18 protein-coding genes are annotated in these 21652 nt (G+C 75.5%); 7 read left to right on the top strand and 11 right to left on the bottom strand.

Features of this window, described 5'->3' with window-relative positions; genetic code table 11:
• Positions 1-48 precede the first annotated feature (48 nt).
• Genes AB0881_RS09360 through AB0881_RS09350 form a run of 3 tightly spaced genes read right to left on the bottom strand, consistent with a single transcriptional unit; the run spans position 49 to position 4561 of the window.
• Positions 49-987, bottom strand: a complete 939-nt coding sequence (locus AB0881_RS09360) for a hydroxymethylglutaryl-CoA lyase (protein WP_366615630.1) — start codon at positions 985-987, stop codon at positions 49-51.
• Between the two features lie 2 nt (positions 988-989).
• On the bottom strand, positions 990-2945 hold the full coding sequence (locus tag AB0881_RS09355; RefSeq protein WP_366615629.1) for a biotin carboxylase N-terminal domain-containing protein: 1956 nt from the start codon (positions 2943-2945) through the stop codon (positions 990-992).
• A gap of 8 nt (positions 2946-2953) precedes the next feature.
• Complete coding sequence (locus AB0881_RS09350) at positions 2954-4561, bottom strand: carboxyl transferase domain-containing protein (RefSeq protein WP_366615628.1); 1608 nt, start codon at positions 4559-4561, stop codon at positions 2954-2956.
• A gap of 97 nt (positions 4562-4658) precedes the next feature.
• Between AB0881_RS09350 and AB0881_RS09345 the strand changes: the two genes are divergently transcribed.
• The 3 genes from AB0881_RS09345 (at position 4659) to AB0881_RS09335 (ending at position 8212) form a co-directional block, all read left to right on the top strand.
• Positions 4659-5252, top strand: coding sequence for a TetR/AcrR family transcriptional regulator (locus tag AB0881_RS09345; protein WP_366615626.1), 594 nt, complete (start codon positions 4659-4661; stop codon positions 5250-5252).
• Positions 5253-5336: 84 nt separating this feature from the next.
• Positions 5337-6899: an AMP-binding protein gene (locus AB0881_RS09340; protein ID WP_366615625.1), complete on the top strand. Its 1563-nt coding sequence runs from the start codon at positions 5337-5339 to the stop codon at positions 6897-6899.
• 77 nt (positions 6900-6976) lie between these two features.
• Positions 6977-8212, top strand: a complete 1236-nt coding sequence (locus AB0881_RS09335; RefSeq protein WP_366615623.1) for a chromosome segregation ATPase — start codon at positions 6977-6979, stop codon at positions 8210-8212.
• 44 nt (positions 8213-8256) lie between these two features.
• On the opposite strand, the gene AB0881_RS09330 is transcribed toward AB0881_RS09335, so the two are convergent.
• From AB0881_RS09330 to AB0881_RS09305, 6 genes are all read right to left on the bottom strand, one after another.
• A complete protein-coding gene (locus AB0881_RS09330) occupies positions 8257-9021 on the bottom strand; it encodes an adenosylcobinamide amidohydrolase (RefSeq protein WP_366615621.1) in 765 nt (254 codons plus the stop codon).
• Complete coding sequence (locus AB0881_RS09325) at positions 9018-9788, bottom strand: ABC transporter ATP-binding protein (protein ID WP_366615619.1); 771 nt, start codon at positions 9786-9788, stop codon at positions 9018-9020. Before AB0881_RS09325 ends, AB0881_RS09330 begins: the two co-directional genes overlap by 4 nt.
• On the bottom strand, positions 9785-10807 hold the full coding sequence (locus tag AB0881_RS09320; protein WP_366615659.1) for an iron ABC transporter permease: 1023 nt from the start codon (positions 10805-10807) through the stop codon (positions 9785-9787). Before AB0881_RS09320 ends, AB0881_RS09325 begins: the two co-directional genes overlap by 4 nt.
• Before the next feature lie 53 nt (positions 10808-10860).
• Complete coding sequence (locus tag AB0881_RS09315) at positions 10861-11784, bottom strand: ABC transporter substrate-binding protein (RefSeq protein ID WP_366615617.1); 924 nt, start codon at positions 11782-11784, stop codon at positions 10861-10863.
• Positions 11785-11985: 201 nt separating this feature from the next.
• The gene (locus tag AB0881_RS09310) at positions 11986-12624 is read right to left on the bottom strand and encodes a hypothetical protein (protein ID WP_366615615.1); all 639 of its coding nucleotides are present in this window, start codon (positions 12622-12624) and stop codon (positions 11986-11988) included.
• A gap of 144 nt (positions 12625-12768) precedes the next feature.
• The gene (locus AB0881_RS09305) at positions 12769-15828 is read right to left on the bottom strand and encodes a BTAD domain-containing putative transcriptional regulator (protein ID WP_366615613.1); all 3060 of its coding nucleotides are present in this window, start codon (positions 15826-15828) and stop codon (positions 12769-12771) included.
• Positions 15829-15952: 124 nt separating this feature from the next.
• Here AB0881_RS09305 and AB0881_RS09300 point away from each other — a divergent pair, with 124 nt between their 5' ends.
• From AB0881_RS09300 to AB0881_RS09285, 4 genes are all read left to right on the top strand, one after another.
• Positions 15953-16693: an alpha/beta fold hydrolase gene (locus tag AB0881_RS09300; protein WP_366615611.1), complete on the top strand. Its 741-nt coding sequence runs from the start codon at positions 15953-15955 to the stop codon at positions 16691-16693.
• 83 nt (positions 16694-16776) lie between these two features.
• A complete protein-coding gene (locus AB0881_RS09295; RefSeq protein ID WP_366615609.1) occupies positions 16777-17604 on the top strand; it encodes a hypothetical protein in 828 nt (275 codons plus the stop codon).
• A gap of 90 nt (positions 17605-17694) precedes the next feature.
• Positions 17695-18501, top strand: coding sequence for an amidohydrolase family protein (locus tag AB0881_RS09290; protein WP_366615608.1), 807 nt, complete (start codon positions 17695-17697; stop codon positions 18499-18501).
• A 111-nt stretch (positions 18502-18612) separates the two neighbouring features.
• Positions 18613-19503, top strand: a complete 891-nt coding sequence (locus tag AB0881_RS09285; RefSeq protein ID WP_366615606.1) for a hypothetical protein — start codon at positions 18613-18615, stop codon at positions 19501-19503.
• Here the strand turns inward: AB0881_RS09285 and AB0881_RS09280 are convergent.
• Both AB0881_RS09280 and AB0881_RS09275 read right to left on the bottom strand, forming a co-directional pair.
• Positions 19457-20599, bottom strand: a complete 1143-nt coding sequence (locus AB0881_RS09280; protein ID WP_366615604.1) for a lysylphosphatidylglycerol synthase domain-containing protein — start codon at positions 20597-20599, stop codon at positions 19457-19459. The genes AB0881_RS09285 and AB0881_RS09280 overlap by 47 nt on opposite strands.
• Positions 20600-20682: 83 nt before the next feature.
• The gene (locus AB0881_RS09275) at positions 20683-21549 is read right to left on the bottom strand and encodes an oxygenase MpaB family protein (protein ID WP_366615602.1); all 867 of its coding nucleotides are present in this window, start codon (positions 21547-21549) and stop codon (positions 20683-20685) included.
• Between the last annotated feature and the right edge of the window lie 103 nt (positions 21550-21652).

Genomic DNA, 21652 nt, shown 5'->3' with positions numbered 1-21652 from the left:
CGGCCTTCCCTCGTCACGTGCTCGCTCCTTCGTCGCCGCGCGCACTGCTCAGTCCAGGCCGGACGGGCCGGTCACCGGGGACAGCGCCTGGACGACGCGGGACGGGCTGGGGCGGCCGAGGCGGCCGGCCATCCAGCGGCTGGTGGCGGTCAGCTCGGCGAGGTCGACGCCGGTGGCGATGCCGAGGCCGTCGAGCATCCACACCAGGTCCTCGGTGGCGAGGTTGCCGGTGGCGCTCTCGGCGTACGGGCAGCCGCCGATGCCGCCGGCGGAGGCGTCGACGGTGGTGACGCCGGCGCGCAGGGCGGCGAGGGTGTTGGCGAGGGCCTGGCCGTAGGTGTCGTGGAAGTGGACGGCCAGCCGGTCGGTGCCGATCCCGGCGTCCACCAGGGCGCCGATGAGGGCCGTGACGTGGCCCGGGGTGCCGACGCCGATGGTGTCGCCCAGGCTCAGCTGGGAGCAGCCGAGGTCCATCAGGCGCTTGGCGACGGACACGACCTGCGCGATGGGCACGTCGCCCTCCCACGGGTCGCCGCAGACCATCGAGACGTACGCGCGGACCCACAGGCCCTCGGCGCGGGCGCGTTCCACGACCGGGGCGAACATCGCGATCGACTCGTCCACGGTGCGGTTGAGGTTGCGGCGCGCGAACGTCTCGGTGGCGCTGCCGAACACGGCGATCTCGGTGACGCCGTTGTCGAGGGCGCGGGACAGGCCGCGCTCGTTCGGGACGAGCACCGGGTAGCGCAGGTCGGGGCGGCGCGGCAGCACGTCGAGGAGCTCCTCGGCGTCGGCGAGCTGCGGCACCCACTTCGGATGGACGAAGCTGGTCGTCTCGATCGTGCGCAGGCCCGCGCGGGCCAGCCGGACGACGAACTCCGCCTTGTCGGCGACCGGGACGATCGCCTTCTCGTTCTGCAGCCCGTCGCGCGGGCCGACCTCGTAGATGGTGACGCTCTCCGGGAGCCCGTCCAGCGGTGCGCGCATGTTCAGCCCTCCTCGATCACGGCCAGCACCGCGTCCAGGGCGACCTGCGCCCCGGTACGGGCCGGGAGCCGGGCGACCACGCCGGCGACCGGCGCGGTGACCGTGTGCTCCATCTTCATCGCCTCGACCACCACGAGCGGTTCGCCGGCGGCGACGCGGTCGCCCTCGGCGGCCTTGACGGCCAGGACGGTCCCGGGCATCGGGCTGCGCAGGACGCCGTCGCCCGCGGCGGCGGCGCCGGCGCCCCGTTCGGCCCGGACGTGCTCGGCGAGGGCCCAGGCCCGCCCGCCGCGTCCGAGCCACAGGGTGCTGCCCTGGCGGGCGGCCCGGAAGGTCAGCGTCCGCCCGCCGTACGTGAGGGCGAGGTCGCCGGTGGGGCCGCGGGTGAGGGAGGCGCGGACGGGCTCGGCGCCGCCGGCGGCCACGAGCGCGTCGCGGGCGCGGCCCTGGACGCGGACCTCGACGGGGGCGCCGCCGGCGGGGGTGATGATCCAGGGCGTCCAGGCGTGCGCTCCGGGCCGCCAGCCGTCCGGTACGGCCCACGGGTCCGGATCGTCGGTCTCGAGGGCGAGCATGCGTTCCAGCGCGGCGGCGGCGAGGACCTCCGGCGGGGCGGGGGCGGCGGGGGCCAGCTCGTCCACGGAGCGCTCGACCAGGCCGGTGTCGATGCGGCCGGCCGCCACCTCGGGGTGGGCGAGGAGCGCGCGCAGGAACGCGACGTTCGTCGGCACGCCCAGCAGCGCGTACGCGGCGAGCGCGCGGTCGAGCCGGTGCAGGGCCTCGCCCCGGTCGGCGCCCCACGCGATCACCTTGGCGAGCATGGGGTCGTACGCGCCGCCCACCTCGGTGCCCTCCGCGAGGCCCGAGTCCACCCGCACGTGGTCGCCGGCCGGCTCGTCCAGGAGCAGGACCTCGCCGCCGGTCGGCAGGAAGCCGCGGGACGGGTCCTCGGCGTACACGCGGGCCTCGACGGCGTGGCCGTCGAGGGCGGGGGCCTCGGTGAACGGCAGGGGCTCGCCGGCGGCCACGCGCAGCTGGAGCTCGACGAGGTCGAGGCCGGTGACGAGTTCGGTGACGGGGTGCTCGACCTGGAGCCGGGTGTTCATCTCCATGAAGAAGTACTCGCCGGGCCGGTCGGCGGAGACGATGTACTCGACCGTCCCGGCGCCGGTGTAGCCGACCGCGCGGGCGGCGGCGACGGCGCTGGCGCCCATCCGCCCGCGGGCCTCGGCGTCCAGGAGGGGAGACGGGGCCTCCTCGACGATCTTCTGGTGGCGGCGCTGCAGGCTGCACTCGCGCTCGCCCAGGTGGACGGCGTTGCCGTGGGAGTCGGCGAAGATCTGGATCTCGATGTGCCGCGGGTTCTCGACGAACCGCTCCACCAGCAGGGTGTCGTCGCCGAACGACGCGCGCGCCTCGCGGCGGGCCGAGTCGATCGCGGCGGCCAGCTCGGACTCGGCGCGCACCAGCCGCATGCCCTTGCCGCCGCCGCCCGCCGACGGCTTGAGCAGCACGGGCAGGCCGGTGGCCAGCGCGGCCTCGGCCAGCTCGGCGTCCGACAGGCCCGCCTCGTCGCGGCCCGGCACGACCGGGACGCCGGCCGCGGCGACCGTCCGCTTCGCCCGGATCTTGTCGCCCATCGCCTCGATCGCGCCGGCGGGCGGGCCGATGAAGACCAGGTCCGCGGCGGCGCAGGCGCGGGCGAACGCGGCGTTCTCGGCCAGGAAGCCGTAGCCGGGGTGGACGGCCGCGGCGCCGGTGCGCCGGGCCGCCTCGATGACCGCCTCGATGTCCAGGTACGACGGGATCCGCACCGCCTCGTCGGCCGCGCGCACGTGCGGGGCGCCCGCGTCGGCGCCGGCGTGCACGGCCACCGACCGGACGCCGAGGCGGCGCAGGGTGCGGAAGACCCGGATCGCGATCTCACCCCGGTTGGCCACCAGAACGCTCTCGAACATCGGGCTCCTCACATCCGGAAGACGCCGTAGCCGACCGGCTCCAGCGGCGCGTTGGCGGCGGCGGACAGGCCGAGGCCCAGGACGCGGCGGGTGTCGCGCGGGTCGATGACGCCGTCGTCCCAGAGCCGGGCCGTGGAGTAGTACGGGTTGCCCTGCCGCTCGTACTGGTCGCGGATCGGCGCCTTGAACGCCTCTTCCTCCCCGGCGGTCCAGGCGTCGCCGAGCTGGTCGCGGCGGACGGTGGCCAGCACGCTCGCGGCCTGCTCGCCGCCCATGACGGAGATGCGCGCGTTCGGCCACATCCACAGGAAGCGGGGCGAGTACGCCCGCCCGCACATCGCGTAGTTCCCGGCGCCGAACGACCCGCCGATCACCACCGTGAACTTCGGGACGCGGGCGCAGGACACGGCCGTGACCATCTTGGCGCCGTGCTTGGCGATGCCGCCCGCCTCGTACTCGCGGCCGACCATGAAGCCGGAGATGTTCTGCAGGAAGACCAGGGGGATCGAGCGGCGGTCGCACAGCTCGACGAAGTGCGCGCCCTTGAGCGCGGACTCGGCGAACAGGATGCCGTTGTTGGCGACGATCCCGACCGGGTGCCCGTGGATCCGGGCGAACCCGGTCACCAGGGTCGCGCCGTACTCCTTCTTGAACTCCTGGAAGCGGCTGCCGTCGACGATCCGGGCGATGACCTCGCGGACGTCGTACGGGGTGCGCGGGTCGGGCGGGACGACGCCGTACAGCTCGGCGGGGTCGTGCGCGGGCTCCTCGGGCGCGGCGGTGTCCCAGGGGCGCGGGGCGCGCGGGCCGAGGGTCCCGACGATGTCGCGGACGATCGACAGCGCGTGCGCGTCGTCCTCGGCCAGGTGGTCGGTGACGCCGGAGACGCGCGAGTGCAGGTCGCCGCCGCCCAGCTCCTCGGCGGTGACGACCTCGCCGGTGGCGGCCTTCACCAGCGGCGGGCCGCCCAGGAAGATCGTGCCCTGGTCCCGGACGATCACGGCCTCGTCGCTCATCGCCGGGACGTACGCGCCGCCCGCCGTGCAGGAGCCGAGGACCGCCGCGATCTGCGGGATCCCCTCGCGGGACATCGTGGCCTGGTTGTAGAAGATCCGGCCGAAGTGCTCGCGGTCGGGGAACACCTCGTCCTGGCGGGGCAGGAACGCGCCGCCCGAGTCGACCAGGTAGACGCACGGCAGCCGGTTGTGGAGGGCCACCTCCTGCGCGCGCAGATGCTTCTTGACCGTGACGGGGTAGTACGTGCCGCCCTTGACGGTCGCGTCGTTGGCGACGACCACGCATTCGCGGCCGGCGACGCGGCCGACGCCGGTGATGATCCCGGCGCCCGGGGCCTCGCCGTCGTACATGCCGTGCGCGGCCAGCGGCGACAGCTCCAGGAACGGCGAGCCGGGGTCGAGCAGCGTGTCGACGCGGTCGCGGGGGAGCAGCTTGCCGCGCGCGACGTGCCGGTCGCGGGCGCGCTCGGGGCCGCCCCTCCCGGCCCGGTCGATGTGCTCGCGCAGTTCCGCGGCCAGCGCCTCGTTCGCCGCGGCGGCGCTCTTGAACGCCTCGTCGCCGGGATCGGCACGCGACACCAGCTCGGGCGGTCCGCTCATCCCTCGCTCACCCGTCCCCGCTTGTTAACGATCATTAACAATTTGCTTCGGATGCAGATGTTAGCCCTCATTAACAATGCCAGTCTAGACTGCCGCCATGACGCACGCCAGCAGCGAGCCGGCCAACCCGCGCCGGGCCGAGATCCTGGCCGCCGCCGCCGAGCTGTTCGCGCGGCGGGGCTACCACGGCGTGTCGATCGGCGACCTCGGCCGCGCCGTCGGCCTCACCGGGCCCGCCCTCTACCGGCACTTCCGCGGCAAGGAGGCGGTGCTGGCCGAGATGCTGCTGGACATCAGCGGGCGGCTGCTGGCCGAGGGCGCCCGGCGGGCCGCCGACCCCGATCCGGCCGCGGCGCTGGACGCCCTGCTGCGCGGCCACATCGCGTTCGCGCTGGACGAGCCCGCGCTGATCACCGTCCACGGGCGCGAGCTGGACAACGTCCCCGAGGCCGACCGCCACCGGGTCCGCCGCCTCCAGCGCGCCTACGTGGAGGAATGGGTCGGCGTCCTGCGCCGGCTGCGGCCCGGCGAGCCCGCCGGCCGCACCCGCGCGGCGGTGCACGCCTGCTTCGGGCTGCTCAACTCCACCCCGTACAGCGCCGCCGGCCTCGACCGCGACGAGATGGCGGAGCTGCTGCACGCGATGGCGCTGGCCGCGCTGGACCGGCGCGGCGGCGCGTCACCGATGTAACTCGATACTTATGCAGGTCTTGACTTCTCCCGGCACGGCGTAGCTCGATGGACCGGACAGCAGCCGCGGGCCGGAGGAGTACGCATGGGAGTCCAAGGGGTCAGCTTCTACGAGATCGCCGCCGCCCAGCCGGACCGGCCCGCGTTCCTGAGCGACGCTGGCACGGTCACGTACGGGGAGCTGCACGCGGACGTCAACCGGATCTCGCACGCGCTGCGCGCCCTCGGGCTGGAGCCCGGGGACGCGATGGCGACCGTGCTGGGCAACCGGGCCGAGTTCCTGACCGTCCTGCTGGCCGCCATGCAGAGCGGCGTCTACCTCGTCCCGGTCAGCCGCCACCTGACGGCGCCGGAGATCGGGTACATCCTGGCCGACAGCGGGTCCAAGGCCGTCGTCACCGAGGCGGCGTTCGCGGACGCGGTGACGGCGGCCGCCGACGAGGCCGCGGTCAAGCCCGAGGGGCGCGTCTCCATCGATCCGGCCGCGGGCTTCGAGCGGCTGGACGCCGTGCTGGAGGGGCGGCCGGGCGATCCGCCGGACGAGCGGAAGATGGGCTCGGTCATGCTCTACACGTCCGGGACGACCGGGCGCCCCAAGGGCGTGCGGCGCCCGCTGCTGGACTTCCCGCCCGAGCTGGCGATGGCCGTCCTGCGCGAGACCCTGGCCAAGCACCTGGAGATCGAGCCGGGCGACGAGGTCCATCTGGCGGTCGGGCCGCTGTACCACTCGGCCCCGTGCGTGCACGCCCTGCTGTCGCTCAACCTCGGGCACGCGGTCGTGGTGTGCGACCACTTCGAGCCGGCGGCGACGCTGGAGCTGATCGAGCGGTACGGCGTCACCAACTCGTTCATGGTGCCGACGATGTTCCACCGGATGCTCGCGCTTCCGGACGAGGTGCGCGGCCGCCACGACCTGTCGTCGCTGCGGCAGGTCTACCACAGCGCCGCGCCGATCCCCGTGGAGACCAAGCGGCGGATGCTCGACTGGTGGGGGCCGGTGCTGTACGAGTACTACGGCTCGACCGAGAGCGGGCCGGTCGTCGTCGCCAGGCCGCGGGAGTGGCTGGAGCACCCGGGGACGGTGGGCCGCCCGGTCGAGGGCGTGGAGATCAAGATCTTCGACGAGTCCGGCGCGGAGCTGCCGCCCGGCGAGCCAGGCCTGATCTACGCGCGCGGCCAGGCCGGCTTCGAGTACCACCGCGATCCGGGCAAGACCGCGGCCAGCATGATCGGCGACTTCTACACGCCCGGCGACATCGGCCATCTGGACGAGGACGGCTGGCTCTACATGAGCGACCGCCGGACCGACCTGATCATCACCGGCGGGGTGAACATCTACCCGGCCGAGATCGAGGCGGCGCTGCTCCAGCATCCGGCGGTGGCGGACGTGGCGGTGATCGGCGTCCCGGACGAGGACTGGGGGCAGAGCGCGGTCGCCCTCGTCGAGCCGGCGCCCGGCAGCGCGGCGGGGGAGGCGCTCGCGGACGACCTGCTGGCGCACTGCGCGACGCTGCTCGCCAGGCTCAAGCACCCGCGCCGGATCGAGTTCCGCGACTCCCTGCCGCGCACTCCGTCGGGCAAGCTCAGCCGCCGGCGCGTGCGGGAAGGATACTTGCGCGAGCAACGAGAGCAGGGTGAGAGTTCATAGCGGCGGCAGGGGATAAAAGGGTGGAAATGCCGTGAGATACGTCGAACGCTTCGCGGCGCGCCTGCGTACTACGGCACATGACGGACCAGAAGGTCGCTCCACTCGGTGATCATAAGATCATCCACCGGCCCGGCGGTGGCGAGACGACGGCGGGCGCCCGGCACGCCCGGGACCGGACGGGCGGCGGCCCGGCGGCCGGTCCCGATCGCGAGGCGCCCGCCCCCGCCGCCGGACGTCCCGCCGGCGGCGCGCCGGCCGTCAGGGCGGCGCCCGACACGATGCCCGACCTGGACGTCGCGCGGATCGGCGACCCCGTCGCCGTCCGGCCCTGCGCCAACTGCGGACGGCCCCTACCGCAGCCCGTGAGCGGCGCCCAGACCGTCCGCTACTGCGCCGACGACGACGGCGCGTGCGGGCGGGAGGCGCGGCACCGGCGCGAACGCGGCAAGGAGACCCCCGGGCTCACCGGGCAGGTGGCCTGGGCCTGGGAGATGGTGGAGCGGCTGGAGTCGGCCGCCGACCGGCTGGCCGGCTCGCTGGCCTCCGAGCTGAGCGTCGCGGGCGTCGAGCGCCGGGTGGCGGCGGCCCAGGCCGAGGCCGCCTCGCACGTCGCGGTGGCGCAGGAGGAGCGCGACGCCTCGCAGCGCCAGGCCGAGCACGCCTGGCGGGAGGCGGCCTCGGCCCGCGCCCGCGCCGAGGCCGCCGACCGGGACGCCGCCGCCGCGCGCGAGCGGGCCGAGCAGGCCGCCGCCGACCGGGACGCGGCCCGCGCGGAGGCCGCCCAGGCCAAGGAGACCGCCGACCAGGCCATCGCGAGCCGGATGGCCGCCGAGCGGGAGCGCGACCACGTCGTCGGGCGCGAGGGAGAACTGCTCGCCGCGCTGGAGGCCGCGCGCTCGGAGCTGGTCACGCTGCACGCCCGGCTGTCGGAGTCCGAGACGATCGTGGAGGGCCACCGGATCGAGGCCGCCGCGACCCGCCGCGCCACCGACGACCTGCGCGCCGCCGTACGCGAGGCCGAGACCAAGCGCGGCCAGGCGGTCGCCGACCGCGACCAGATCCAGGCCCGGATGCACGAGTTCGAGCAGGCCAACCTGCAGCTCACCCGGACCGCCGAGGAACTGCGCGCCGCCGTGTCCGCCCTCACCGGCGAGCGGGACGCCGCCCGCGCCGAGGCCGAGCGGGCCCGCCGCCGCGTCGACGCGCTCACCCAGATGGCCGCCCCCCGCGACGGCGCCCGCCGGCCCGTCGAGCAGGAGCCGCCGACCGGGCTGCATCCGCTGAACGGCGTGCGGCTGCCGTCGACCGGCTGACCGGGCGCCGCCGAGCGCTGGACGAGGCGAGGAGGTGGTCGCCCTCATCCACGGCACTGGCCCTGCCGGCCGCCGCGCCGCACCGGGGTGGTGCGGCGGCCGGTGCCCGCCAGGTACGCGGAGTAGTCGAGCGCGCCGGCGTGCACGGCCGCGTGGACGGCCCGCGCGATCCGCGCGCCCCACACCGAACGCGGCCCCGCGAACGGCTCCGCGCCGTCCCCGCCGTTCCCGTTCCCGCCGTTCCCGTCTCCGGCGGGGATCGGCGCGGCGACGCAGATCGCGTCCGAGGCGGTGCCCGTGCACGGGTAGCCCGCCTCCAGGAGCGCCTGCGTCTTGGCCTCGGTCGCGGTCATGACCGCGTTCACCAGTGCCGCGTCCGACAGCGGCGCCGGCACCTCCACCACGATGTTGATCGTCCCCGGTCGCCAGTCGGCCGAGGTCAGCGGTGCCAGCTCGGGATCGGCGGCGCCCGCCAGGGCGGCCGCCCAGGTCGGGACGCGCAGGCCGACCGTCGCCGCCGCCGTCACCCCCTCGTCCTCGCGGCGCATCGTCCGGTCCACCGAGGCGGCCGTCAGCAGCCCGACGCCGGGGCCGCGCAGGCCGTACGCGGCGGCCAGCTCCGCGATGTGCGCGGCCGGGTCCATGCGCGCGTAGTGGCTCGCGACCTGGGCGTTCAGGACCCAGTTCCGCGGCCCGATACCGCCGCCCGCCATCCCCGAGGAGATCATCCGCAGGCCGGGGCCGGCGCGCCACACCGTCGCGCAGAAGCGCGCCCCGTCCTCCTCGCGCCACACCAGATCGAGTCTCACGGCCGCTCCAGGGAGAGGATCGGGCGGCCGCCCGCGCCCGGCGTGACCCGGACCCGCGCGTCGAAGTGCGCGGCGACCGCGTCCCGGGTGAGCACCTCCGCCGGCGGCCCGGCGGCCGCGACGCGGCCCTCCGACAGCAGCACCAGGTCGTCGGCGTACTGCCCGGCCAGCGTCAGATCGTGGACCGTGGTCACCACGGTCAGCCGGTCCGCCAGCCGCAGCCGGTCGATCAGCTCCATGACCTGCTGCTGGTGGCCGATGTCGAGCGCGGTCGTGGGCTCGTCCAGCAGCAGCACCGACGTCTGCTGCGCCAGCGCGCGGGCCAGCACCACCCGCTGCCGCTCGCCGCCCGACAGCCGGTCCAGGGTGCGGCCCGCCAGCCCGGCCAGGTCCAGCCGCTCCAGCGCCTCGGCGGCGATGGCGCGGTCCCGCGCGCTCTCCCGCCCCAGGTACGGGATGTACGGGGAGCGGCCGAGCAGCGTGTAGTCGAAGACGGCCATCCCGGCGGGCAGGCTCGGGTTCTGCGGCGCGTACGCCACCAGCCGGGCCCGCTCCCGCGGCTTGAGCGCGCGCGGGTCGGTGCCCGCGATGGCGATCTCGCCCGCGGCGCCGCGCAGCCCGAGGAGCGCGCGCAGCAGCGTCGACTTGCCCGCGCCGTTCGGGCCGATCACGGCCGTCCAGGAGCCCTCCGGCACGTCCAGGGACACGCCGTGCAGGACCGGCCGGCCGTCCAGCGCGACGTCCAGGCCGCGCGCCGTGATCGTCATGTGTCCACCTGCCTGCGGGTCGCGCGCAGCACCAGCACGAAGAACGGGCCGCCGACGAACGCGGTCACCACGCCCAGCGGCAGCTCGCCGGGCGCGACCACGCTGCGCGCGACCAGGTCGGCCAGCCCCAGGAACGCCCCGCCGCCCAGCAGCGACAGCGGCAGCACCACCCGGTACGACGACCCGGCCAGCCGCCGCACCACGTGCGGGACGACGATGCCGACGAACCCGATCAGCCCGCTGACCGCCACCGCGCAGGCCGTGGCCAGCGACGCGGCGACCAGCACCACCAGCCGCACCCGGGCCGCGGACAGCCCCAGCGCGGACGCCTCCTCGTCGCCCACGCCCAGCACGTCCAGCAGCCGGCCGTGCAGGAGCAGGACCACGGTGGAGACCAGCGCGTACGGGGCGACCATGGCCAGCTGGCGCCAGTCGGCCGAGCCGACCCCGCCCATGATCCAGGAGTAGATCCGCTGCAGCTCCTCCGCACTGGCCTGCTGCAGGAACGTCTGCACGGCGGACAGGAAGCTGGACACCGCCACGCCCGCCAGCACCAGCGTCGCCGCGCCCGAACCGCCGCCCCGGCCCGCCATGTTGCCCAGCGCGTACGCCAGGAAGACCCCGCCGATGGCGCCCGCGAACGCCGCCAGCGGCACGCTGTACGCGGGATCGCCCGGCGTCACCACGATGATCAGGGTGGCGCCGACCCCGGCGCCGGCGGCGGCGCCCAGCAGGTACGGGTCGGCCAGCGGGTTGCGGAACACGCCCTGGTACCCCGCGCCGGCCATGGCCAGCAGGCCGCCGACCAGCGCGCTCATCAGCACCCGGGGCAGCCGCAGCTCGAACAGCACGTTCTGCTCGACGACGCTGAGGCCCGAGTCGACCGACACGAACGGCAGCCGGTCCAGCAGCGCCTTCAGCACCGCGCCGAACGGCAGCCCGGCCGCGCCGACCAGCAGCCCCGCCGCCAGCGTGGCGATCAGGAGCGCCACCGCCACGGCCAGCGGCACGGGCCGCAGCCGCGCGGGCGCCGGGACCGCCGGGGCCCCGGACGCCCCCGCGAACGGCCCGCTCACCGCCTCGCCGGAGCCTTCCGCACCGCGTCGCCGATGGCCTTGACGAAGTCGGGCAGGCGCGGCCCCCAGCGGGAGGCGATGTCGTCGTCCAGCTCGACCACGCCGCCCTTCTTCACGGCCGTGAGGTCCTGCCAGCCGGGCCGCTTGCCGACCGTCGACGCGTTCTGCCCGCAGCACTTGGTGTCGCCCAGGAAGATCAGCGAGGGGTCGCTCTTGACGAGGTACTCGCGGGACAGCTGCGGGTAGCCGCCGGCCGCCTTCTCGGCCTTGTCGGCGATGTTCTCCAGGCCGAACAGGCCGTACACCTGCCCGATGAACGTGCTGGACGTCACCGTGTGCAGCTGGTCGTCCAGCTCGTGGTAGTAGGTCAGCCCCTTGCCCTTGGACGCCGCCGCGACCGTCTGCTGGATCTTCGCGCGCATGTCGTCGGTGAGCTTTTTGGCCTGGTCCGTGCGGCCGGTGGCGGTGCCCAGGTCCATGATCTCGTCGTAGGCGTCGTCCAGCTTGGCGGCCGAGGGCTCCAGCAGCACCGGGACCTTGACCTTCTCCAGCGCCTTGACGATGCCGTCCATGTCGTCGGACAGCACGACCAGGTCGGGCTTGTGGGCGATGATCGCCTCGGCGTTCGGCTTGAACCCCGACAGCTTGGTCTTCGGCGCGTTCGCCGGGTGGTTGGAGTACTCGTCCACCGCCACCACCTGCGGCCCGGCGCCGATGGCGAAGAGCGTCTCGGTGTGGGTGGGGGAGAGGGAGACGATCCGCTTCGGCACGGCCGGGATCGTGACGGCGCCGTTGGCGGCCTGGACGGTGACCGCGCCGCCCTTCGCCGCCGCCGGCTTCTCGTCGCCGGCGCCGCAGCCGGCCGCCAGCGTCAGGACGCCGGCGATCAGGGCCGCGCCGAGGGCACGTACGGGTCTCAAGGAAGCCTCCATGGCTACGGGAGGGCAGGCCCGCCGCACCGGAGTGACGGTCGCCCTTCCACGAGGTCGAGAAACGTCGCGCGAGCGGAGGCGACCTGGCTCGGCCCGGGAAGGGGCATCACAGTTGCGGGACAGCGCCGGGATCACACCGGACTTCGCTCCAGAACACGCGTGTGCACGTTATCAGGCGGTCTGGGCGGTTCAGTCCTCGCGTACGGGGTCGGACGCCGCCCGGTCCCGGCCCTCCATGAAGAAGTCGAGGATCGCCGTCGCGCCCGGCAGCTCGCCGAGCGGGCGGGCCGCGCCGAACGGGGCGTTCCAGAACGACCCGGCGCGCGGCTTCCACGGCGCCGCGTAGGCGTACGGCTCGTCGAGGTAGGAGTCGCCCGCCGAGACGCCGTAGTTGACCTCGCCGGCCGCGATGCCGACGTCGAAGTGCTCCGGCCACAGCACCGGCGCCACCTCCGGCGCGAACCGCCGCAGCGCCTCGTCGCCGCGCGCGAAGCCGGTGTGCACCGCCCCGGCCGCGCCGGCGTCGATCCCGATGGGGTCGTCGAGTCCGGCGCCGCTGCCGTCGCGGTAGAGGCCGGCGGGGGCGCCCGGATCGGTGATGCCGGCCGCGGCGGCCAGCTCCCGGAACGTGGTGCCGTTCATCGGGATCGCCCGGTCGCCGGCGACCAGCTCGGTGCCGGCGACGCGCAGCCGCGGCCCGGCGGCCGTCGCGAAGCCGCCCGGGGTGACCGCCAGCCGGATCGTGCCGCTCTCGCGGTGCTGCGGCCCGGCCATGAGCAGCTCGGCGACCCCGTGCAGCGCCCGGCGGGTGGTGGTCGGTTCGTCCATGGGCCCACGCTATCCGGGCCGCCATCGGGGCGCGAGGGCCGCCGCGCGCCGGGCCGGGGCAGGGGTGCGGGACGGCCGCCGTTGTGCCGGCGGCGGCCGTGCCCCCGTGCGGCGATGCTGGCACCGGCCGCTTTCAGAACGCTTTCAGCCGGGCTCGCCAGGGTGTTCCGGCCCGTCCGCGAACCCGTCCTCGCATCCGTTCTCGGCTCCGCCCGCGCGGTCCCGGCGCACCTGCGCGAGCGTCCCGCGGGCCGCCGCGGTCTGGACGAGCCATTCGTCCTCCCTGGTCAGGGCCATGGCCTCGTGGGCGCGGGCGAGCGCCTCGTCCGGGCAGCCCAGCCGGAGCGCCGTGCGGGCGAGGCCGCACAGCGCCTCGATCTCCTGGAGCGGGCGGGCGGCCGAGCGGGCGGTGCCGAGCGCGTCCGCGTAGTGGCCGTGCGCCCTGCCGGGACGCTCGCGTTCGAGCGCGGCGGCCAGGCTGATGAGCGTGACCGGCATCTTGCCGTGCTCGTGCCGCTCGCCGGCCGCCTGGACGGCCTCCCGCGCGATGCGCAGGGCGGTGGCGTCGTCCCCCAGGTCGTGGTGAGCGAGGCTCCGCGCCGCCAGCGCCTCCGCGTGCCCGGACCGGACGGCGAGGGAGTCCAGCAGCGCGAGCGCGCTCCGGAGCCGGAGGAGGGCGCGGCCGGGCTCGCCACGCAGGCGGAGCGACGCGCCCATGCCGAGGAACGCGAGCCCGCGCAGCAGCCTGTCGCCTTCCCCGTGCGCGGTCTCCCGCAGCACTTCGGCGTAGTGCCGTTCCGCCTCCCGCAGGCGCCCTCCGTGGAGGCGGGCGTCGCCGAGATGGAGCACGCACGCCAGCAGGGCTCGTGGCAGGCCGTGCTCGCGGGCGACGCGCGCCCCCTCCTCCAGGGCTTCGGCAGCGGAGTCGGTCTCGCCGAGACAGCCCTGCGCCCATCCCGCCAGCGCCAGCCCCCAGCTCGTCCCCTCCGGCCAGCCGCCCGCGGTGCCGTGCCGCGCGGCCGCCCTGCCGTGCGCGAGGGCCCGCCGGTACGACCCCGCCTCCATGCAGGCGTGGCCCATCGACACGTGCAGGTTGGCGACGTCGGCGTCCGTCCCGTGCCGGGCCGCCGCCGCGAGCGCGGTTTCGGCGATGCCCGTCCAGGTCTCGTAGGCGCACGTCCCGCGCAGGTGGAACTCGAGCGCGTGGACGAGCTGCCACGAGTAGTGCCAGGGGCCGTGCGCGGCCGTCTCCGTGACGACCGCGAGCAGATTGGCCAGCTCGTTCTCCAACCACGCCCGCGCCTCGGCGGGGTGGCCGAACGACCGTGGCCGCACCTGCGGAAGGTGGTCGGAGGGCCGCGCGCGGGACAGGGAGATGTCCTCGGTGGCCCGGTGCGCCGAGTGCAGGTAGTAGTCGAACAGGCGCCGCCGTGCCGTTTCGCGTTCGGTGGCGTGCTCTTCCTCCTCCGCGCGTTCCGCCGCGTACACCCGGAGCAGGTCGTGCAGCTGGAACCGGTCCTCGCCGCGCCGCTCGACGAGGTGGTTCGACACCAGCAGGTCGAAGCGGCGGCGGACCCGCCCGGCCGTCTCGCCGGTGAGCGTCGCGGCCGCGCCGACCGCGACGTCCTTGCCGGGGACCAGGCCGAGCCTGCGGAACAGGCGCTGCTCGTCCGGCTTAAGCGCGCCGTAGGAGAGGTCGAAGGCCGCCCGTACGGCGGCGTCGGGGTCGTCCTCCAGGGAGAGCTCGTCGAGGAACTCGCGGTCGTCCAGGGAGGCCAGGTAGTCCTTCACGCCCCGGTGGCCCTGCCCCTGGACGATGTTCGCGGCGGCGACGCGCAGCGCGAGCGGCAGGAACGCGCAGCGCCGCGCGAGCTCGTCCAGGACCGCGGGGGCCTCCCGGTCCGCGCGCGGGCCGAGCAGGCGCCGCAGCAGCGCGGCCGCCTCCCGCGCGGTCAGCGCGCCCAGCTCGACCGTCCGCGCGTCGTCGCGCGCCACCAGCCCGCGCAGGCTGTTGCGGCTGGTGACGAGCGTGACGCAGCCCGGCCCGGCCGTGAGCAGCGGCCGCACCTGCTCGGGCCCGGCGGCGTTGTCCAGCAGCACCAGCGCCCGCTTGCCCGCCATCGTGCCGCGGAACAGGGCGAACTGCTCCTCGGGCTCGGGCGGGATCCGCTCGGCCGGGCAGCCCAGCGCCCGCAGGAAGCGCGTCACCACGTCCTCGGGACGCAGCGGCGCGGCCGACGCGAAGCCGCGCAGATCCACCCACAGCTGCCCGTCCGGGAAGCGGCCGAGTGCGCCGCGCGCCCAGTGCAGCGCCAGCGCGGTCTTGCCGACGCCGCCGCTGCCGACCACCGCCACGGTCGTGCGGCCCGCCGCGACCGCGCCGCTGATCGCCTCCAGCGCGGCGGCGCGGCCGGTGAACGAGCCGACGGCGGCCGGGAGCTGCGCGGGCACCGCGCCGCGATCCTCGCCGGCCTCGTCGCCGGCTTCGTCGCCGGCCAGCACGATCCGCTGCAGTTCCCGCAGCTCGGGTCCCGGATCCAGGCCCAGCTCCGCGCGCAGCACCCGGCGGGCGTCCTGGTAGGCCGCCAGCGCGTCGCCGCGGCGTCCGGCGCGGTGCAGCGCCAGCATCAGCTGACCGTGGAACCGCTCCCGGAGCGGGTGCGCCGCGACCAGCGCCCGCAGCTCCGCGATCAGCGCGCCGTGCCGCCCGCACGCCAGCTCGGCGTCCACCCGCCGTTCCAGCAGTTCGAGCCGCAGCTCCGCCAGCCGCGCGGCCTCCGGCCGCAGCAGGGCGATGTCGGGCCAGTCGGCGAACGGCTCGCCGCGCCACAGGCCGAGCGCCCGGTCCAGCAGCCCGGCCGCCCGCGGCGGGGCGGCCCGCGCGGCCGCCGCGGCCAGGGCCTCGGCCTCCCGCGCGTCCAGCTCGCCGTCCGCCAGGACGATCCGGTAGCCGCCGTCCGCGAACGGGATCCGGTCCCGGCCGCCCAGCGCACGCCGCAGGCGGTGCACGTTGACCTGCAGGTTCCGGACGCCGCCGCGGGGCGCGCGGTCGCCCCAGACCGCCTCGACCAGGCGCTCGGCGCGCACCGGCCGGCCCGCGTGCGCCAGCAGGACCGCGAGCACCGCGCGGTCCTTGGGCGTGCCCGCGTCGACGGCGTCGGCCCCGTCCCGGACCAGCAGGGGCCCGAGGACTCCGAAGAACACGAGCCACCTTCCAGGGGAGCAGGGGGTGGGCGGTGGTCCGCCCCTCCCCGCCATTATCGGGCGGTCACCGTCCGTTGCCACGTCCGTTTCGTCCGGCTTTCCCGGTATCAGGAATGATGAGAGGGTGCGCGAACCCGATCCGCTGACCCTGTTCACCCGCGACGGCGTCCGCATCGACGCCGGCCACAGCCCCGGCGACCGGGCGCTGTGCTTCGTGGTCGCGCACGGGTTCACCTGCTCGTGGCGGCAGCCCGTGCTGCGCCGGATCTCCAGCGCCCTCAACGCATACGGCGGCGTCATCGGCCTCGACCTGCGCGGCCACGGCCGCTCCGGCGGCCGCTCCACCGTCGGCGACCGCGAGGTGCTCGACGTCGACGCCGCGGTGGCCGCCGCCCGGCGGCGCGGGTACGGGCGCGTCGCGGCCGTCGGGTTCTCCATGGGCGGCGCCGTCGCCGTACGGCACGCGGCCCTGTGCGGCGGCGTGGACGCCGTGGTCTCGGTCAGCGCCCCCGCCCGCTGGTACTACCGCGGGACGGTGCCGATGCGCCGCGTCCACTGGGTCATCGAACGCCGGATGGGCCGCCTCGCCGTACGGCTGGCGCGCGGCACCCGGGTGGCCCCCGGCGGCTGGAACCCCGAGCCCGCAGCCCCGCACGAGGTCGCGTCCCGCATCGCGCCCGTGCCGCTGCTGGTCGTCCACGGGGACGCCGACCCGTTCCTGCCGCTGGAGCACGCCCGCCAGCTGTACGGCGCTGCGCGCGAGCCGCGCGAGCTGTGGATCGAGCCGGGTTTCGGGCACGCCGAGGTGGCCGCCACCCGCGACCTCATCAAGCGCGTCGGCGAGTGGGCGGCGTCCGCGCGCTAGGCGCCGGCGACCGGCCGTCCTCGGTCGTCCACAGTTCGCGCGACCCCTCCCGCCGGCCCGCCGGCGGCCGTCACCCTCGGAGGATGACCGCGCGACTCAGCTGGCGCCACGCCGGGACGGCCGTCACCGCCGGCGCCGAGAGCTCCCCGCCCGCCCGGGCCGCCCTGATCGCCCGCCTCGCCCCGTCCGGCGTCGTGGCGCGCCGCACCGCCGCCTGGATCTGGGGCCTGGACGTCCTGCCGCCCGGCCGCAACGCCTCCGAGTGGGAGATCGACCTGGCCCGCAGCCCGCCCGCCGCGCACCACATCACCGAGGAGGCCGGCGTCCGCGTGACGACCCCGGCCCGCACCGCCCTCGACTGCGCCCGCCGGCTCCCGCGCGTCGAGGCCGTCGCCGCGCTCGACCAGTTCCTGCGCGCCGGCGTCCCCCTGGACTCCCTCCGGCTCATGGCCCGCGACCTGCCGGACTACCGCGCCTCGGCGCGCCTCCAAGACGCCTTCCGGCTCGCCGACGCGGGCGCCGCGTCCCCCGGCGAGACCCGCGTCCGGCTGCTGGTCCTGAGCGCCGGCTTCCCCCGCCCCCGCACCCAGGTACGGGTCCCCGGCCCCCGCGGCGAGCCGTTGGCCATCGACCTCGGCTACGAGGAGTTCCGCGTCGGCCTGGAGTACGACGGAGAGGAGCACCACACCGGCCCCGCCGCCCGCGCACGCGACACCGCCCGCCGCCGCTGGCTCGCCCGCGAGCACGGCTGGGAGGTCATCCCCGTCACCCGCGACGTCCTGTCCCGTCCCGCCCCCTATCTGGAGGCCCTCCTGACCTCTCTGCTGCACCGCGGCTGGACCCCGGACGAGCGGACGCTCCACCGGATCACGGCCCACCTGGCCCACCTCTCCCGCCGGCGACGACGCTGACCGGTCGGGGCCGCCGGGATTGCCGCCCGCCGCCCCGGCGAAACAGAATGGCGTTCTGTTGGATCCGGTGAGGCGCGGAAGGTGAGGGCGATGATCGTCGATGCCTGGATGCAGCATGGGACGGTGCGGTTCCTGCGGCACGAGATGCTCGACTCGCTGTGGCGGTGGACGGGGCAGAAGCCGCCGGAGGAGGAGCCGCCGATCGGGGACACCCTCGGGGCGATGGACGCCGGCGGTGTCGATATCGGGCTGATCAGCGCCTGGTACGGCCCCGAGGGCGACCTGGTGAGCAACGACGAGGTCGCCGGCTGGGTGGCGGCGGCGCCAGGCCGGCTGGCGGGCGTCGCGTCGGTCGACATCCGGAGGCCGACGGAGGCCGTGCGGGAGCTGCGCCGGTGCGTGCGCGAGCTCGGCTTCAAGGCGCTGCGGGTGGTGCCGTGGCTGTGGGGCGTGCCGCCGACCGACCGGCTCTTCTACCCGCTGTACGCCGAGTGCGTGGAGCTGGGGATCCCGTTCTGCACGCAGGTCGGGCACACCGGGCCGCTGCGGCCGAGCGAGGTGGGGCGGCCGATCCCGTACATCGACCAGGTCGCGCTCGACTTCCCGGAGCTCGTGATCGTCGGCGGGCACATCGGCTACCCGTGGACGGAGGAGATGGTCGCCGTGTGCCGCAAGCACCCCAACGTGTACATCGACACCTCGGCGTACACGGTGCGGCGCTACCCGCCCGAGCTGGTGCGCTACCTGGGGGACCGGCACCACAAGGTCATGTTCGGCACCAACCACCCGATGATCTCCCCGGAACGGGCGCTGCGGGGCCTGGACGAGCTGGGCCTCGGAGACGAGGGCCGCGAGGCGTTCCTGTCGGGCAACGCCCGCCGCGTCTTCGGTTTGTGATCTACAACGTAAAGGCGGTCGGCGAGATGCGGACCCATCCGCGCCCACACGCGTGCCCGCCTTCGCCGCATTGCCCGTTCTGTCAGAGGGGGGACTCTAGGCTGGCCGCCCATGGACGCGATGTCGGACGACCCCCTGCTCGGACTGGTGTGCGCGATCATCGAGCACCACGGGTACGTGGCCGAGGTGGTCGATGAGGACCAGGTGGAGCTGCGCCGCCCGGACCAGGACGCGCCGGGCCGCCTCTACCTCACCAACCTACGGCAGTGGGCCGCGCGGGAACCGCGCGACCAGTGGCCGGCGATCGCGGCCGACTTCGTGGGGTCGGTGATCGCCACGGCCGAGAGCTCCGGGGACGACGCGCTCGACCTCGGCGACTACGCGATGGTCCGGCCGCTGCTGCGGACCCGGCTGTACGGCGACGACTTCGGGAGCGGGGCGCAGGCCCTGCGGCGGCCGGTGGCGCCGGGGCTGGTCGAGGTGCTGGTGGTCGACAAGCCGACCGCGATGATGATCGTGAACACCGATCTGCCGGGGAAGTGGGGGATGGCGGCGGACGAGCTGTTCGCCGTGGCGGAGGAGAACGTCCGGCGGGACGGGCCGCTGGAGCTGGTGGACGACGACTACGGGGGCGTGCGGCTGTTCTCGCTCGGCGGCGACTACGCGTACGCCACCGCGCACGCGCTGTGGGCGGGCGACTATCCGGTGACCGGGCCGTACGGGGCGCTGGTCGTGGTGCCCGCGCAGGGGGTGGTGCACGCGGTGCCCGTCCACGGCGAGGAGGTGGTCGCGGCGATGAACCTGCTGGTCCGGATCGGGTGGGGCGGTTTCCGGCAGGGGCCGCGCTCGATCACGCCGAACGTCTACTGGTGGCGGGACGGCGCGCTGCGGCTGGCGGGCGCCGTGGAAGTGGGGGAGGCGGGGGACGCGGGGGAGGACTCGCTGGCGGTCTCGATCAGCGGGGAGTTCCAGGAGCTGCTGGAGGAGCTGGTTCGGGAGTGACCCGGTGGCGCAGGGTGCGCCAGGTGAGCAGGCCGACCGGGACCGGCGCCCAGAACGTGACGGCGCGGAAGAGGAGCACGGCCTGCAGTGCGGTGCCGGCGGTGATGCCGACGGCGGCGAGCGCGGCGACGAGGGCGGCCTCGGTGGAGCCGACGCCGCCGGGCGCGGGGAGTGCGGCGCCCGCGGCGGCGCCGACGAGGTAGGCGGCCAGCAGCGGGAGGATGTCGGCGGTCGAGGCGGTGCCGGGTACGGCGAGCACGCTGAGCGCGAGGGCGAGCCCGAGGACGAGCGTGGTCGCGGCGGACGCGGTGAGCGTGAGCGCGAGGTCGCCGGGGCGGCGGCACAGGTCGGTCATGCCGGAGAGGGCGCGTCCGACGGCGGGGGAGCGCAGCGCGCGGCGGATCAGCAGGACGGTGGCGGGGAGGAGGGCGGCGCCGATCAGGGCCGGTGCGGGCGGCAGGAAGGCGATGGCGCGTGCGGCGTGGTCGGCGACGGTCTCCAGCATGCGGGAGTCCTGGGCGATGAGGAGCACGATCGCCAGCAGGATGAGGTCGGCGGGGGCGCCGGCGACCTGGAGCGCGGCGACGGCGACGGCGGCCCGGCGGAGGGGCATGCCGCGGCAGACGAGGTAGCGGGTGTTGACGGCGACGGCGCCGAGGCCGCTGGGGGTGACGCGGTTGGCGGCGGCCGCGGTGAACTGCGTCAGCGTCGTCTCGTACAGCGGCAGCGGGTGTCCGGAGGCGCCGCGCAGGGCGATCGCGGCGAGGACGTAGTGCAGGACGGAGAGGACGGCGAGCGCGGGCAGGAACTCCCAGCGCACGTTCTGGAACGCGGTGGCGGCGGAGCGTACCGGGGCGTCCCCGTAGATCACGAGCAGCGTGGTGACGGCCGCGACGGGCAGCAGTGCGAGGGCGGTCCATCGCGTCACGCGGTGCCGCCTGAACGCGGCGGCGGTGCGTCCGCGGGTGGCGGGTCCCGGCCGGGGGTCTTCGCTGTGGAGGTGGTCGGGGGCTGGGTCGGGTGCTGCTGCGGCGGCGCCGGGGGCCGGGGGCCCGGCGGGTGCCGCGCGTTCGGCGCCGGCGGCGATCGTCTCCACACCTTCGTTGTCGGCTACTTGGCTGAAGGGTATGCGACCGTGCGGTGGCCGGCGGGGTAATGCGCGCGGGCGAACGGTGCGGGTCAGGCGGCGGGCCGGTAGCGCTGGTCGCGGGTGTGGGAGCCGATGTAGCGCAGGGTGCTGCGCAGCGTCCAGTGGTTGAGGCGGGTGGGGACCATGCGGTAGCCCTGCCGGTTGGCGAGGGCGAGGGCGGCGAACCGGACCTGGTCGGCGGCGCCGAACGGGATGCCGAAGCGGTCGCGGACGATCGTGGGCAGGCAGCCGAAGGTGATGAGGCGCAGGGGGCGTTCGGCGACGAGGCGGCCGGCGCGTTCGACGCGGGCGCCGCCGACGGGCATGAGGGAGACGGTGTCGGAGCCGTGCCGGGCGATCTCCAGGGCGCGGGCGGCGGCGGGGGTGAGTTCGAGGGTGCGGGCGCAGATGTGCCAGAACTTGGACTGGAAGGCGGCGTAGTCGGGCGGTACGGGGCGCATGCTGACGCCGTAGCGGGAGTACCAGGTGACGGTCTCGGCGTACATGTGCTCGCGGTCCTCGGCGGTGAGGGCGCGGGGGTGGAAGGTCTCGGCGGCCTTGAAGATCTCCCAGGTGAACGTGGCGTGCGCCCACCAGTACGTCTCGGGGTCGAGGGCGTGGTAGCGGCGGTGGTGCTCGTCGGTGCCGGTGATGGTGCGGTGCAGGTCGCGGATGTCGCGGCCGCGGCGGTCGGCGTCGTCGGCGAGGATAGTGGCCCAGATCTGCGGGATCGAGCGGTAGATGCGGTCGAACGGGGCGTCGAAGAAGGCCGAGTGCTCGGCGACGCCGGCGCCGATGGCGGGGTGCATGAGCTGCATGAGTCCGGCGGCGGCGCCGGGGAGCAGCGAGCGCAGGTCGCCCGCGTACGACCAGAGCAGGGATCCGGGGCCGAGTGGGGCGCGCGTGGGGGTGGGCATCGCGTCGGGACCTCCGGTGGGGGGCGCTTCTCTCGCGCCATGATGAGACAAGACGCAAGGTTTGTCTAATGTCTACCCACCGGGCCGGGCGCGGACGCGGCGC

It is taken from the genome of Spirillospora sp. NPDC029432 (genome assembly GCF_040703975.1).
Taxonomy (GTDB): Bacteria; Actinomycetota; Actinomycetes; order Streptosporangiales; family Streptosporangiaceae; genus Spirillospora.
This window is presented reverse-complemented; position numbering and strand designations above follow the sequence as displayed.

Coding starts and splice junctions, on each gene's coding strand:
- AB0881_RS09360 (WP_366615630.1), bottom strand. CDS start 987: ATGCGCGCACCGCTGGACGGGCTCCCGGAGAGCGTCACCATCTACGAG.
- AB0881_RS09355 (WP_366615629.1), bottom strand. CDS start 2,945: ATGTTCGAGAGCGTTCTGGTGGCCAACCGGGGTGAGATCGCGATCCGG.
- AB0881_RS09350 (WP_366615628.1), bottom strand. CDS start 4,561: ATGAGCGGACCGCCCGAGCTGGTGTCGCGTGCCGATCCCGGCGACGAG.
- AB0881_RS09345 (WP_366615626.1), top strand. CDS start 4,659: ATGACGCACGCCAGCAGCGAGCCGGCCAACCCGCGCCGGGCCGAGATC.
- AB0881_RS09340 (WP_366615625.1), top strand. CDS start 5,337: ATGGGAGTCCAAGGGGTCAGCTTCTACGAGATCGCCGCCGCCCAGCCG.
- AB0881_RS09335 (WP_366615623.1), top strand. CDS start 6,977: ATGACGGACCAGAAGGTCGCTCCACTCGGTGATCATAAGATCATCCAC.
- AB0881_RS09325 (WP_366615619.1), bottom strand. CDS start 9,788: ATGACGATCACGGCGCGCGGCCTGGACGTCGCGCTGGACGGCCGGCCG.
- AB0881_RS09310 (WP_366615615.1), bottom strand. CDS start 12,624: ATGGACGAACCGACCACCACCCGCCGGGCGCTGCACGGGGTCGCCGAG.
- AB0881_RS09295 (WP_366615609.1), top strand. CDS start 16,777: ATGACCGCGCGACTCAGCTGGCGCCACGCCGGGACGGCCGTCACCGCC.
- AB0881_RS09290 (WP_366615608.1), top strand. CDS start 17,695: ATGATCGTCGATGCCTGGATGCAGCATGGGACGGTGCGGTTCCTGCGG.
- AB0881_RS09285 (WP_366615606.1), top strand. CDS start 18,613: ATGGACGCGATGTCGGACGACCCCCTGCTCGGACTGGTGTGCGCGATC.
- AB0881_RS09275 (WP_366615602.1), bottom strand. CDS start 21,549: ATGCCCACCCCCACGCGCGCCCCACTCGGCCCCGGATCCCTGCTCTGG.